12 protein-coding genes are annotated in these 13,689 nt (G+C 47.4%); 9 read left to right on the top strand and 3 right to left on the bottom strand.

Annotated elements, in window-relative coordinates; genetic code table 11:
* Positions 1–139 precede the first annotated feature (139 nt).
* From BM358_RS03605 to BM358_RS03575, 7 genes are all read left to right on the top strand, one after another.
* On the top strand, positions 140–835 hold the full coding sequence (locus BM358_RS03605) for an AroM family protein (protein WP_028542945.1): 696 nt from the start codon (positions 140–142) through the stop codon (positions 833–835).
* A gap of 26 nt (positions 836–861) precedes the next feature.
* Complete coding sequence (locus BM358_RS03600; RefSeq protein ID WP_028542944.1) at positions 862–1,812, top strand: aminopeptidase; 951 nt, start codon at positions 862–864, stop codon at positions 1,810–1,812.
* 15 nt (positions 1,813–1,827) lie between these two features.
* Positions 1,828–2,454: an aspartate/glutamate racemase family protein gene (locus BM358_RS03595; protein ID WP_028542943.1), complete on the top strand. Its 627-nt coding sequence runs from the start codon at positions 1,828–1,830 to the stop codon at positions 2,452–2,454.
* A gap of 258 nt (positions 2,455–2,712) precedes the next feature.
* Complete coding sequence (locus BM358_RS03590; RefSeq protein ID WP_028542942.1) at positions 2,713–4,248, top strand: PucR family transcriptional regulator; 1,536 nt, start codon at positions 2,713–2,715, stop codon at positions 4,246–4,248.
* A gap of 34 nt (positions 4,249–4,282) precedes the next feature.
* Positions 4,283–4,969, top strand: a complete 687-nt coding sequence (locus BM358_RS03585) for a response regulator transcription factor (protein ID WP_028542941.1) — start codon at positions 4,283–4,285, stop codon at positions 4,967–4,969.
* Positions 4,966–6,549, top strand: a complete 1,584-nt coding sequence (locus BM358_RS03580; RefSeq protein ID WP_028542940.1) for a sensor histidine kinase — start codon at positions 4,966–4,968, stop codon at positions 6,547–6,549. The genes BM358_RS03585 and BM358_RS03580 overlap by 4 nt, the downstream gene beginning before the upstream one ends.
* A 122-nt stretch (positions 6,550–6,671) precedes the next feature.
* A complete protein-coding gene (locus BM358_RS03575; protein WP_023987825.1) occupies positions 6,672–7,853 on the top strand; it encodes a TolB-like translocation protein in 1,182 nt (393 codons plus the stop codon).
* Here BM358_RS03575 and BM358_RS03570 read toward each other — a convergent pair.
* The 3 genes from BM358_RS03570 to yhbH form a co-directional block, all read right to left on the bottom strand.
* Complete coding sequence (locus BM358_RS03570; RefSeq protein WP_028542939.1) at positions 7,840–8,871, bottom strand: aromatic ring-hydroxylating oxygenase subunit alpha; 1,032 nt, start codon at positions 8,869–8,871, stop codon at positions 7,840–7,842. The genes BM358_RS03575 and BM358_RS03570 overlap by 14 nt on opposite strands.
* Positions 8,872–9,086: 215 nt before the next feature.
* A complete protein-coding gene (locus BM358_RS03565) occupies positions 9,087–10,529 on the bottom strand; it encodes a SpoVR family protein (protein WP_028542938.1) in 1,443 nt (480 codons plus the stop codon).
* Positions 10,526–11,692: a sporulation protein YhbH gene (gene yhbH / locus BM358_RS03560; RefSeq protein WP_023987828.1), complete on the bottom strand. Its 1,167-nt coding sequence runs from the start codon at positions 11,690–11,692 to the stop codon at positions 10,526–10,528. The genes BM358_RS03565 and yhbH overlap by 4 nt, the downstream gene beginning before the upstream one ends.
* Before the next feature lie 164 nt (positions 11,693–11,856).
* Between yhbH and BM358_RS03555 the strand changes: the two genes are divergently transcribed.
* Positions 11,857–12,576 (top strand): response regulator transcription factor, encoded by a 720-nt coding sequence (locus BM358_RS03555; RefSeq protein ID WP_023987829.1) that lies wholly within the window; start codon positions 11,857–11,859, stop codon positions 12,574–12,576.
* Positions 12,573–13,643: a sensor histidine kinase gene (locus tag BM358_RS03550; RefSeq protein ID WP_028542937.1), complete on the top strand. Its 1,071-nt coding sequence runs from the start codon at positions 12,573–12,575 to the stop codon at positions 13,641–13,643. Before BM358_RS03555 ends, BM358_RS03550 begins: the two co-directional genes overlap by 4 nt.
* The last annotated feature ends 46 nt before the right edge of the window (positions 13,644–13,689 follow it).

Below are 13,689 nucleotides of genomic sequence, written 5' to 3'. Positions count from 1 at the left end.
CAAACAAGCCTTTGTTTTGGTCAGTATGAACATTGTTTATGTTAGGAAAGTTGCAGTAACATAAATTAAAACTATTCATCAGAACCGAAATAAGGGCAGACCGCGAGCTTGCCCTTTGTCGCCAGGAGCGTAAAATAAAATGAAGCGAAAGCAGGGATTCAAAATGCATAAGCTTGGGATGATTACGATTGGGCAAGCCCCCCGGTCAGATGTGGCCCCTATCGTAGAAAGGGCATTGGAAGGACGGGCAGAGCTGATACAGGCTGGTGCGCTAGATGGGCTCTCATTGGACTATATACAACAGCATCTATCACCGTCACCGGGAGAATATGTATTAACCTCGCGCTTGACGACCGGGGAGTCGGTGGTCATTTCACGCGAAAAAATCCAGCCACTGCTCCAGGACAAAATCACACGTTTGGAGGAGCAGGGCATACGTACTATTTTGTTACTCTGTACCGGTGTGTTTCCTGGATTGCATACCCGAAGCGCTTTTCTAATTGAGCCAGATCATGTGCTTCCTCCTGTACTAAAGGCCATGTCCAGCGGAAGAAGGTTGGGTCTCATTGGACCGCTCGAAGAACAGAAGAACAACCTCAAGCTTAAATTCAGCCCTTATGGATTGAATCCAGAGTTTGCGGCGGCCTCGCCTTACAGTGGCAGTGAGGAAGAATTTCGCCGAGCAGCAGGACAGTTCAAGAATCAAGCCGATCTGATTGTACTGGATTGCATGGGCTATACGGAAACGCATAGAGAGCTAGCGGCGCATTACTCAGGGGTTCCCGTTGTATTGTCCAATGCCTTGATTGGCAAACTGGTATCGGAAATGGTGTAAGGAGCTAAAAATTGGAGGTAAGAACTATGAGTCAACAACGTATTGAAATCAGTAAAAATGTATTGCAAAAATGTTTGGGACTTACCGCTGGGGAGACGCTTCTGGTCGTAACCGACGATGATAAAAAAGAATTGGGCGAGTCCATATATGAAGCTGGCAAGGCACTGGGGGCAGAAGCAGCTATTTTGACGATGAAGGTTCGCTCCAAATCGGGCGAGGAGCCTCCGGCCCCTGTTGCCGAAGCCATGCTTCGCTCCAACGTTGTTGTATGTGTCACCCGGTATTCGCTGACACATACAAGTGCCCGTAAGCAAGCCGCAGCTGCTGGAGCACGCCTGGCGACCATGCCTGGCATGACAGACGATATGTTCATGAATGGAGCAATTGCTGCTGATTATCCGAAGGTCAAGGCGCTGACCGAAGAGGTGACCGCATTGCTGACTGCTGCCAAGCAGGTACGGATTGAAAAGGATGGATATAGTCTGAACTTTACCATAGAAGGGCGCAACGGTGTTCCCAGCACAGGTATGTATTTGAATCCCGGCGAATCGGGGAACCTGCCTTCCGGTGAAGCGTATATTGCTCCGCTGGAAGGAACGGCACAGGGTCAGATTGTGGTGGACGGTTCTGTAGCGGGAATCGGTGCCTTAAAAGAGCCGCTGCTGCTGACGGTGCAAAATGGAAGATTAATCGCGGCAGAAGGGGAAGCCGGACAGTCCCTGTTGGATATGCTCGGCGAAGGCGATGGTAGAATGCTGGCCGAATTTGGTATTGGAACGAATGATAAAGCCCGCATTACAGGTGTTGTGTTAGAGGACGAGAAAGTATATGGCACGATTCATGTCGCTTTTGGCAGCAATAATACCTTTGGGGGAACTGTCGCTGCGGGTGTACATATTGACGGAGTCGTACAAAAACCGGATGTATATCTGGATGATCGTCTGATTATGAAGGCTGGTCAGTTGCTAGAGCGATAAAGGGAGGAAGTTATCATGCTTGGAATGATCAGAGTGCTTACCATGCAGGACAAAGCAGCTATCGACCTTCACGGCCGGGTCATTGAGCAGCGCTACGGGCTACCTGTCACCAGTGTATGTATTCCCGATCAGCCGAAAGGGATCTACGATGATATCACAGACCGGGAAGCGGTGCCTAAAATTGTGCTCGCGGCGCAACAACTCGTTGAACAAGGCTGTACGTCTATCGGTATTAGCTGCGCGGCTGATCCAGCGCTAGAGGAAACTCGTCAGGCTGTATCTGTACCTGTATACGGGGCGGGGTCCTGTGCGGCACTCTTGGCTCTGACATCGGCCAGCCGTGTAGGCGTGTTGACCATTTTGGAGGAGGCTCCGCCGCTGATTCGCCGCATTTTGGGCGATTCCTATATCGGTACAGAGCGTCCCATAGGTGTGCAGACGACACTGGACTTGAACACTCCACAAGGTAAAGAGGCAGCTATGGCAGCAGCGTTACGGCTTCAGGAGAAGGGGGCTGAGGTAATTGTACTTGCCTGTACAGGTTTTGTAACGATGAACTTTGCGCCAGAGCTGGAGCGTACACTAGGGATTCGGGCTATTGACCCGATTGTGGCGTTGGGTGCAGCTGTTTCGGTACGCTAGCAGACACTTCGTGTGGGGTACAAGCAGGATAGTTCTTAAACTTCATTATAAATAGTTGAATATTAAAATAAACCGCCTTTTCCAGAAAAGGGCGGTTTATTTATGTTCCATTGAGCTCCTAAAGATAGGAATGGGCTGGTGTGGATAGATTTGACCAAGCGGTAAAAGGTTTTGTTTTGTACACTTTTTTGGTACACTATCCTGAAAATTAGATGAACTAAGGATTTTGCAAAATAAATAGCAGGGTGGTCTGTCTTTATGAAAATACCGGGTGTAACAGTTCAAGAGCTCATGGCAATACCCGTGTTGAAGGAGGCGAAGGTATTAAGCGGAGAACAAGGGCTAAGCCGGGTTGTCCGGTTTATTGACATTATGGAAGTCCCTGACCTGAAAGGCTGGGTCCGGGAAGGTGTATTATTAATGACAACGGCTTATTCGATCCGTCATGAGCCTGAGGTATTGTGTCAAATTATTCAATTACTGCATCAGGGCGGGGCGGCGGCGCTTGTGATCAAGCCTACCCGCTTTCTCACGGAAATTCCCCATAGTGCGCTTGAAGAAAGCAATGCCTGTGGCCTTCCTGTGATTGAGATTCCAGCCGATATTCCCTATACGGATATTACGCAGCGTGTCATGGATATGGTGTTGAACCGACAGGCAGAGCTGCTGCGACGTTCGGAAGAAATCTATCGAACGTTAACGACGATGGTGCTGGAGAACAGTGGCATACAGGCTGTAAGCGATAATATAGCAGAGCTTTTTAAAGCTCCGGTTGCTTTGGTTGATAATGGTGGTCAAGCCATTGTCACTTCACCACAAGATTGGGATTGGGCGAAGGTACAAGATGCTCGTCATTTTCCAATTAGTGTGGATAAACGTACAGTCGCCAAGTTGGTCATTGCCCGCAATGAACTGGATGATATGGAGCAGGTTGGTATTGAGCAGGCACGGCTGGTGATGGCGTTAGAATTAATGCGTGAAAAGGCAGTAGAAGATACGGAAAGCCGACTACGGGGGAATTTTATAGATGAGCTCATGACACCTCCGTTGCCGGTGCGGCATGAGGTTGAGCGGAGAGGTCGTCAATTGGGATTCAACCCGGAATATAACTGGGAGGTGGCTGTACTGGAAAGTGCTACGGCTCCGCCAGAAGAGATTCTTTCTGGGTTATTGAGTATGGAATCGACCCGACGGCGTGTGGTGTCTCATATTGAGTTCCGTTCAAATCGTGCGATATTATTTCTGCCGACTCTTCAGCCGAATGATCATCAGAACGCACCTGGCTCTGATCAGGAAACGTCCTGGAGTGATACGCTGAAAAACTGGTCAACTGAAAAAGCCTGGGGTACCGCCGATTATTATTTAGGCATCGGAAGTGCCAAAAAGTTATGGGAGCTGCTGCAAAGCTACAATGAAGCACGTCGTGCCATTACTGTAGCCCAGCGGCTGTATCCTGATAAACGTGTATGCAAATACAGCGATATAGAGATGCACTATATGCTTGGAGAAGCGATGGACAAAGAGGAATTTTCAAATTTGTTTGAACGCAAGCTGGGGAGACTTCAGCAATATGATCGCTCACATGGCAGTGACTTACTCAAAACGTTATTTTATTATTTGGAAAACAGGGGCAGTCTGGTAGATACAGCCAATTATCTTTTTATACATCGTAACTCAGTAAAATACAGATTGGAACGGATACGCGACATGACGGATTTTGATCTTAACGATCCACGTGAGCAGTTTATATGTCATACATGTCTGATTCATTATTATTTGCGGGAACATAGGTAGCTGGAGCGTTTTTTTAATGCAGGGAGGGCAGGACATGGATAAAAAAATACTGATAGCGGACGATGAGGCAAGCATTCGGAATGCGCTGGCTTATGCGTTAAAGCGAGAGGGTTTTTTGGTGGAAACCGCTGTTGATGGGGAGGACGCCTTGGAAAAAGTGCGTTTGTTCCACCCGGATGTGCTCATACTGGATGTGATGATGCCCAAACTGGGTGGATATGAGGTGTGCCGCCGTTTGGAAGGTCGGAAGGGCATCGGTATTTTACTGCTGACGGCCAAAAACGATATTGTTGATAAGGTACTCGGGCTGGAGCTGGGTGCGGACGATTTTATGAGCAAACCGTTTGACCTAAGGGAGCTGCTCGCTCGTATTAAAGCATTGGTACGGAGACTGGAGCGAGAAGGAGCGCCTGCCCCGGAAGGAACAGAAATGGTACTCGGCCCATTACGGGTACGTCCGTCCAGCCGAACGGCTGAACTTGGAGCCATAGCGCTGGATCTGACCCCCAAGGAGTTTGATGTGCTGGCGCTGTTGGTGTCTCATGCCGGGAGGGTGTATACACGGGACGAGCTGCTAGAGCAGGTATGGAGCTTCGATTATGTGGGCGGAACGCGTACGGTGGATATTCATATCCAGCGCTTGCGCAAGAAGCTTGAGCCGCATCAGGCGATATTGCAGACCGTGTATGGTATCGGCTATAAGGCAGAGAAAATGACGTGAACGAACATCATTCACTCCATCAGCAAGGAAGCTTGCGGTCCACCGACCAACAGAAGCGCAAACGCAAACCTGTAGGCTTAAGCCTGCGTTGGAAATTTCCCCTGGTACTGGCGGCTTTGCTGCTGTTTACTGTCGGTGTGCTGAGCTGGCTCGTGCTTACTGGCATTCGCGCTAACCAGACAGACCAAATGGAACGCAGCTTAAAGCGCCAGGCCGAAATTGTAGAAATGCGTGTAAAACAGTCTTACCTGTTGGGAGTGCGCCAATCACCGGAAGGCTTCATGAAGAAGCAGGCGCCCCAACTCGCAGTGGAACTGGGCGTATCCAGCAATATGCGCGTTATTTTATATGATGGTCAGGGGCATGAGGTTGGCAATTCTCTACCGCTGGCTTTTAGAACAAATGTCAGCCAGGCCCTTTCCTATGCGCTCCAAGGCAAAATTGCGTATATTACGGAAGGTAGCGCAGTCACCTATTTGGCTCCGCTTCAAGGTCCGGACGGCTTACTGGGAGTGGTACAGCTTCATAGCTCAACAGAAGCGCAGCAGCAGTTCTACCAGGCCATTGCCCAGTTGTTTCTATGGACAGGGGGTGCGGTGCTGGTATTGAGCTTTATTTTGGGCTTAGGCTATGTCAGCCGCCAGACGAGAGATATCGGACGACTGACTCGCGCTTCCGAGCAGATATCGACAGGGCACTATCCAGAAGCCAGACTGCTGCGGCGGCAGGACGAGCTGGGAAGGCTGGATGAAGGAATGCTCCAGATGAGTCATGTGATTCGGGAGAGCATTACCGCGCTGGAAAACGAAAAGCTTCGGCTGGAAGAAGCGGTTCAGCGTTTGAGAGAGCTGGAGCAGCAGCAAAAATCTTTTATTGGAAATATCAGTCATGAACTAAAGACTCCATTAACCTCTATTCAGGCTTATGCTGATTTACTGGATATGTATGGGGATGATCCTGAACTGGTGCGTGAAGCGAGAGAAAGTATCAGTAAGGAAACAAAACGGTTGTACGAGCTTGTCGAGGACTCGCTGCGGCTATCTGTGCTGGATAAATATGATTTTGAATTGCATACAGAGGCTGTGAAACTGCATTCGTTGCTGGAAGATGCAGGGAGCCGTATTCGAGGAAAAGCGGCAGCGCGTAGGCTGAATTTTTCGATAGATACCGTTCCTGCCCAGGTGTGGGGAGACCCTAAGCATCTGATGCATATTGTACTGAATTTGCTGGATAATGCAGTGAAGTACAATCGGGACGGTGGATGGATTACGTTATCGAATCGAGTAGAACAGGACACCGTGATTGTGTGTATACGCAATTCCGGCCCATGGATTCCTAGGGAGCAATGGGACATGATTTTTGAGCCGTTTGCTACCTTAAGTCGTGATCGATCTCGTCAGGACAGCGGTACGGGACTCGGTCTTCCTCTGGCGCGCAGACTAGCGGAGCGCATGGGGGGAGAGTTGCAGCTTACAGCTTCAGATCATAGTGGGTTGGAAAATGACAACGGGCATACAAATGTAAGTGGGAATGAATTTTCGCTTAGACTCCCTCTCTTGGTTCACGATGGCTCCCTGTAAACGGCCAACTGTTAGCACAGGGCTAAAATGGTGTCTTGTTTACAATTTGGAAACAATCCGATGTATTCATGAGATGTTCGGGCATTAAAATGGGGGTATCGTTAACAAGGAGGCCGTTGTACATGATAAAGAAAAACATAGGCAGCTATGGGCAAAAGAACGGCTCCTCTCATCGCGAAGATTCCCGTACAAGAGTTTTCAGACAGAAAGCCACGGGGGTGCTCATGGCCGGCTTAATCGCCGGGGGATTGTTCAGCGGTTGCGGCATAAAGAGCGCAGGAGAGACAAATCCAGCATCCGGTATGAAACCGGGGCAACAGCTTACTGTGATTGACACGGATGCAGCCCAGCAGCAAGTAACGGACGAGCTGGTGGTATCGTCTATCGACAGGCTGGGGGATGTCTACGCGAGGTCTTGGCTGAGCGACGAAGAGCTGATTGTGGAGCGTAAAACCCAGCTGTGGATTCATAATGTAGAGACAGACAAGGAGCGGATTTTAACACCAGGTCGTAAGGCTCCACAGTTACTTGCTGTGGTATCACCGGATCAGCGCCATGTCTTTTTTACTGAAGGTAGCACCAGCAGCAAATATGATATTCAGGGCTACATTTTGGAGCTAAGCAGTGGTAAGGTTACATCGATCGGCAAGCTGGATATGACTAACGAAGTGAGCTGGAGCGATGAGAATGATCTCATTACAGGCACACCGGATGGTAAAATCCAGCTGATTGGTCTGGACGGAAAAGCTAAAGAATTGAGTTTTCAAGATCCAAATCGCTCTGAATTGATGTCTCATGTCGAAAAAGTGGGTAACGCCATATTTTATACAGGCAGTGATAAACAAGGGTATCCGGTGCTGAATCGGTTCACCCTCAATCATCCTCAGGCTGTGACCATTGCAGAGGGGGCCATGTCCTTTGCCGTGTCGCCTGATGGTAAGTCAATTGCCATTGAAAAACGGAAATGGAATACATCCGAACCAGCCCGTATGATCATTTTGGATGAACAGGGCAAAGAGAAAGGAATCGTCGGTCAAGGCACTTTAATGAGTCGTGGAAGCTGGTCCAGCGACGGGTCCAAGCTTGCTTATTCCATTTATGATGAGGATCAGCAAGGCATGAGAGGGCTGTATGTGTTTGACCAGTCCACGGGTAAAACCACTCCGGTTACGACCGATATCCAATCCTATGACAGCCCAACGGTATGGAGCCCATCCGCCCGGTTTTTATCCATGTACCAGAACATCTCGGAAGGTGGAAAACAGCTCAATCAAAGCTACATCGTCGAATTTAAGAGGAAGTAGTTTCTGGACCCAGTCGTACACGAGGCTCATCGTTGACAAGGAAATCATACCAGCGGTTGCGAAACCGAACCTGAGGTCCATCAGCGGGGACGTGTGCCTCCATTCGCAGCGCTTCTGGGATTGGACGCGGATGCTGGCTTTCCACCACGGCCCGATCCTCTTCCAGCACCTTGCCACTGTATCTGGAAAAAATGTGGCTCATACCCGGTACAAATCTGGCAAAATTACGTCCAGCCATTCCGTAGATGGCAGTTAACTCTTGCTCAATCGGAGTGAAGGTGACGAAATTAATAAACTTGCTGCGTCCTTCTTTTACGGGAGTCAAAATCCATTGCTGTGGAAAGGTATATTGCAATAGACCTTTCCCGTTTTTCACTCGAATATGATTGTCATCCGCTTCAAACTCGATATGAATGTCGGTGGAGGATTTTTTACCGATCGTTTTGTTATGGACAATTGGCAAATGAGCGACATCCAGCACGCTCTCCACAACTCTCGTCAGATGTGCCTTCCACACGGAATCGTAGGGAGACAAAATGAGAGAGGGGTCCTCCAGCTCGGGAAAAATCTCCAGAGGAGGTGGGGACGTGGATGTCCCCATCTCTGAGTTTATCTCAGACTTTGAGCCAACGGCCTGAGGATATACCCACAGCAGGCCGGCTTTTTCAATCGCGGGATAGGCATAGGTATGAGCAAACTCAGGAATAGCCCGTCCCGGGTGTGCCGGAATATCCACACACTGCCCACTCTCATCGAAAGACCATGCATGATATGGGCATGTGATGTGCCCGCTTTGACAATAGCCGAGCGATAAATCAGCTCCTCGGTGCGGGCAATAAGCATGGATGGCATGTACCTGACGATGATCATCACGGTACAGGACAATATCTTTGCCAAGCAGTCGCTTTTTAAGCGGTTTATTCTTTAGTTCCTTGGACCAGCCAACGGCATACCAGGCGATCGGGAATACCTGCTGATCACTTTCACGAACTTCACGAAAGCTGGGATGGGTGTTCATCTATATCAACGCTCCTCGTTCTGCTTCTCAACTATGACCCGTGGGTCATTTATCATATTAGTATAATACACCCCTGATCCAAAACGAAACAGGTGTCCTGAAATTGGCAAGAAACGAAGGTCGCTTAAGGTTGTATGAAATAGTAAAAAAAAGGCGCATATCCTTTTTAGGAATGCCCCTTTTTTAAATTAGGCTGGCTATTTGATTTTGTATGACTATACAAACTTACGATGATGTTTCTTACCGTCATATGAGAATAAGGCGAGCTTACCCTCAATCAATGTTTCCAAATGAACGGTGCGCCCCCACAGCTGATATACATACGGAAGTGTGCGCTCCATATATTTTAAATCCAGCTCAATGCCTTCGTACTGGTGCTTGAGCTTCAACTCGCCCGTATGCAGGTAATCTCCATCCTCGACGACGATATAAGGGGAGCCTCCATTCACACGTGAAAACACGAGCTGATCCCGTATGTTTTCCCAGGATTTATCGGTAATTTTCCAATCGGGTCCCCGTTTCTCAAACACGTACAGATCCAAATCCTCTGTCAGTTTCTTGGTCATGTAATTGCGTATAAAAGAGGTGTCTGAGTCGAACTCTCGTACCTCGAACATTTTAGCGCGTCCTTCGCCCGGTTTGCGTCCTTGTCGCTCTTGCTCCTCACGGGTTGGGTTATCCCATCGTTTTTCAATATCCTCAAATATTTTCAGTCCCAAATAGTACGGGTTCAGGCTTTGCTTGGAAGGCTGTACGACAGAAGCGTTCAGCATCGCAAATTCAACGGTTTCCTCCCCGGTTAAATCCAGTTCCCTTACAATCCGCTGGTGCCAATAGGAGGCCCAGCCTTCATTCATGATTTTGGTCTCCATTTGGGGCCAGAAATACAGCATTTCGTCCCGTAGCATCGTCATAATATCCCGCTGCCAGTCCTCCAGTACCTCCGAGAATTCCTGAATAAACCAGACGATATCTTTTTCAGGTTCCGGTGGAAACTGGCGTATCTTGATGCCCTCGGTCTCGGCTGGATTATGCTGCTTCACTGTGTCCAGTGACCACAGATCATCGTAAGGTCCAGGGGGACGCTGGCGTTTTCCGGGTTCTTTCTGCTCCCGAATTTTGAGCTCCATGTAACGCTGTTTATCCAGATGCCTTGGTTTGATAATCTGTGGGTCTACATGCTCTTGTATCGCCAGTACAGAGTCAATGAAGGATTCTACAGCCTTTGACCCGTATTCCATTTCATAGCTGTTGATTCGATCTGCTGTGGCCGACATACTCTCTACCATATTGCGATTAGAAGCTGAGAAGCGAGCGTTGTGTTTGAAAAAATCACAGTGTGCCAGTACATGGGCGACAATCAGTTTATTTTGCACCAAAGAATTTCCTTCCAGCAGGAAGGCATAGCAGGGATTGGAGTTAATGACCAGCTCATAGATTTTGCTCAATCCAAAATCGTACTGCATTTTCATCTTGTGAAATGTTTTTCCAAAACTCCAGTGGCTGAAGCGCGTGGGCATACCATAGGCTCCGAACGTGTATACAATATCCGCCGGACAAATCTCATACCGCATCGGGTAGTAATCGAGCCCGAATCCATCGGCAATCTCCATAATTTCTGATATCGCATATTCTAGCTCCTTCTGGTCGGTACTCATCCCACCGATCCCCCTTCCCGTTTGCGAAAAAAGGTACGTAAGGCTTGGTATACCTCACCTTTTTCCTTGATGACATAGTACATAAACTGATCCTTTTTAATATTCTTGTAGGCTGACATCAGCGTGCTGCTGCGATTATATTGATTCACTTCTCCATAGCCGAACATATTGCTCCGCTTTATAAGTTCCTCGATTAGCTTCACACACCGCTCATTGTCCGAGGTCAGGTTATCGCCATCCGAGAAATGGAAGGGATAAATATTGTAGCTGGAAGGAGGATATCGTTTGTCGATAATCTCCAGTGCTTTCAAATAAGCGGAAGAGCAGATTGTGCCGCCACTTTCTCCGCGGGTAAAAAATTCTTCTTCCGTAACCTCTTTAGCCTCGGTATGATGCGCGAGAAAGACAATTTCCACCTTTTCATACTGACGGCGCAAAAAGCGGGTCATCCAGAAAAAGAAGCTGCGAGCGCAATATTTTTCAAAAGAGCCCATCGAACCTGAGGTGTCCATCATAGCTATAATCACCGCGTTGGATTGGGGAATGGTCTTCTCTTCCCATGTTTTGTAGCGAAGATCGTCCGGACTAATATGATGAATGCCCGGTTTCCCCTCACGGGCGTTGCGGCGCAGATTTTCGAGAATGGTTCGTTTCTTGTCAATGTTCGCTTGCATGCCTTTTTTACGTATATCATTAAATACGATAGATTCAACCTCAATTTGATCCTTGTCTTTTTGCTGTAAATTCGGCAATTCCATTTCCTCAAACAGCATATCTTCCAGTTCTTCTATGCTGACTTCCGTTTCCATAATATCGTGTCCCGGCTGGTCGCCGGCTTTCTCACCTTTACCTGGCTTCTGGGAAGCAGGATCACGTCCAATGACATCCCCCACCTGACTGTCGCCATCTCCTTGGCCTACATGCTTTTGCTTTTGATAGTTATAAATGAAGCGATATTCATCCAGACTGCGAATCGGCACTTTAATAATCTGTTGACCGTCCGACATAATAATATTTTCTTCCGTTATCAGATCGGGTAGATTTTGCTTAATGACATCTTTGACCTTCTGCTGATGACGTTGCTGGTCCTGGTACCCTTTGCGATGCAGCGACCAATCTTCGCGGGATACGACGAATGAATATGGCTGGCGTGGTTCCGGCATTATTAGGCACCCCCCAAGTGGATACACGGCACAGTTTGGCCTTGTTGGTTATTAAGTATATTCACGGGGATGAACGATATGTGATGGAACTCGATTTAAATTCTGCCCGTTTGCTTTTATAATGAAAGTAAAAAATGTAAAAAAAGAATGGAGAACCTTGGGTTATGGAAGAAATTGCAGTACTTATAGTAGACGATGAGCAGGGGTTGCGGGATATGCTGACAACGGTGTTAAAAAAAGAAGGATTCCTTCAAGTCAAGCATGCTGCAACGGGTCGGGAAGCGCTGCAAGTCGTGATGGAATCTCATGTGGATGTGATTGTACTTGATGTTATGCTGCCTGATAACGATGGGTTTGAGGTGTGTCGTCAAATGCGTCTATATACGGATGCCCCTATTCTTTTTTTGACGGCAAGAGATACAGACCTAGACAAATTAATGGGGTTTGGTATCGGAGGGGACGATTATATTACCAAACCGTTTAACCCGCTGGAAGTCGTTGCGCGTATGAAAGCTCGAATGAAATATCGGAAAGTTTCGACAGTGGCCATGAAACCGACCTTACGCACTTTAGATTTTGGATATTTTCGTCTGGAACTGGAATCCGGTGTATTGTATGTGGAGGACAAGCAGGTCGATTGTCCGGCACGTGAATGGCTACTGCTGGTATTTCTGTGCAAGCATCCTAACCGTATTTTCAGTGTACGGCAGCTTTATGAGGCGATATGGAGCGAGGCCTTCTTGGGTGATGAGAAGACCGTAGTGATTCATATCTCCCGTTTGCGGAAAAAAATAGAACCTGATCCCAAGCACCCGCAATTTTTAATCAATGTAAGAGGACTTGGTTATAAAATGATGTCAGTCAAGATGGAGGAGCAAGAATGAACTCTCTAGTTAAGATGTCCTTTCGTTTTATGAAAGTAACGTTATGCTTTGTACTGGCCTATGTTCTATGTTTTGTTATTTGCACGATCTTATATATTTTTATAAAAAGTATATTTGGAGCATCTCAAAATATAAATATTGATCTATTCTGGACAGGACTTGGTATCGTGCAGAGTGTTGTGTTCATAGCTGCCTACGGATGGTATATAGGCAAACCTTTGGTGTATGTAATTAAATGGATTGGAAATATTGCGACAGGGGAATTCCAAGCGCCGCTAAGTGAACTGGAACTGCCAGAGGGCAAAAAAAATCAGAAAAATAGTTATAAACCTCCGTATCAATTGTATAAAGAAGTTTTTGAACAAATGAACATCTTATCGGCCCAATTGCGCAGCAATGAGGAAGAGAGAGTGGAAATAGAGAAACGAAAACAGCAGTGGGTAGCAGGTGTAAGCCATGATCTGAAAACACCATTATCTTATATTGAAGGATATGCGGTCATGCTGACTGCTCAAGAGTATGACTGGTCTGATGAAGAAAGAAGAAGCTTTAGTATGGGTATCAGTGAGAAAGTGACGGAAATGAAGCAGTTGATTCAGGATTTGAATGCTTCTATGCAGCTTAAGGAAGGTCCATTGCCAATCCAATTGGAGAAGGAGGACATTGTGGAGTTTCTACGTAGTGCGGTCATAGATATCGCTAACCATCCTTCAGCCGAGCAATACGAATTTTCTTTTACGTCAATGGACGCGGCATGTATTATGCCCTTCGATAGTAAATTATTAGGCAGAGCGCTCCAGAATTTTTTGATTAATGCTATCATTCATAATCCTCCAGGTACACACGTTTCCATGGAAGTAAGCAAAGCGAACGATAAGCTTCATATTTCTATCGAAGACGACGGAATAGGAATGAATTCCAATGAGTACATGCAGGTATCTCATTCCCAAGGGCATGGAATACCTATTGCCAAAAGCTTTATTGAGGCGCATAACGGAACGCTTCATATCCTTTCAGGCAGTAAAGCGGGTACTAGGATGGAGATTTCACTGCCGCTAAACATCTAACTTTTTAACATTTGATCTCACATTTTGCAGTTTGCTCGGTTTTTTT

The organism is Paenibacillus sp. cl130 (assembly GCF_900116035.1).
GTDB lineage: Bacteria > Bacillota > Bacilli > Paenibacillales > Paenibacillaceae > Paenibacillus > Paenibacillus polymyxa_B.
Note: the sequence above shows the minus strand (reverse complement) of the source record. Positions and strands in the feature narration are given on the sequence as shown.

Excerpts from the sequence above, each read along its gene's own strand:
- BM358_RS03605 (WP_028542945.1), top strand. The coding sequence starts at position 140 with ATGAAGCGAAAGCAGGGATTCAAAATGCATAAGCTTGGGATGATTACG.
- BM358_RS03600 (WP_028542944.1), top strand. The coding sequence starts at position 862 with ATGAGTCAACAACGTATTGAAATCAGTAAAAATGTATTGCAAAAATGT.
- BM358_RS03595 (WP_028542943.1), top strand. The coding sequence starts at position 1,828 with ATGCTTGGAATGATCAGAGTGCTTACCATGCAGGACAAAGCAGCTATC.
- BM358_RS03590 (WP_028542942.1), top strand. The coding sequence starts at position 2,713 with ATGAAAATACCGGGTGTAACAGTTCAAGAGCTCATGGCAATACCCGTG.
- BM358_RS03585 (WP_028542941.1), top strand. The coding sequence starts at position 4,283 with ATGGATAAAAAAATACTGATAGCGGACGATGAGGCAAGCATTCGGAAT.
- BM358_RS03575 (WP_023987825.1), top strand. The coding sequence starts at position 6,672 with ATGATAAAGAAAAACATAGGCAGCTATGGGCAAAAGAACGGCTCCTCT.
- BM358_RS03570 (WP_028542939.1), bottom strand. The coding sequence starts at position 8,871 with ATGAACACCCATCCCAGCTTTCGTGAAGTTCGTGAAAGTGATCAGCAG.
- BM358_RS03565 (WP_028542938.1), bottom strand. The coding sequence starts at position 10,529 with ATGAGTACCGACCAGAAGGAGCTAGAATATGCGATATCAGAAATTATG.
- yhbH (WP_023987828.1), bottom strand. The coding sequence starts at position 11,692 with ATGCCGGAACCACGCCAGCCATATTCATTCGTCGTATCCCGCGAAGAT.
- BM358_RS03555 (WP_023987829.1), top strand. The coding sequence starts at position 11,857 with ATGGAAGAAATTGCAGTACTTATAGTAGACGATGAGCAGGGGTTGCGG.
- BM358_RS03550 (WP_028542937.1), top strand. The coding sequence starts at position 12,573 with ATGAACTCTCTAGTTAAGATGTCCTTTCGTTTTATGAAAGTAACGTTA.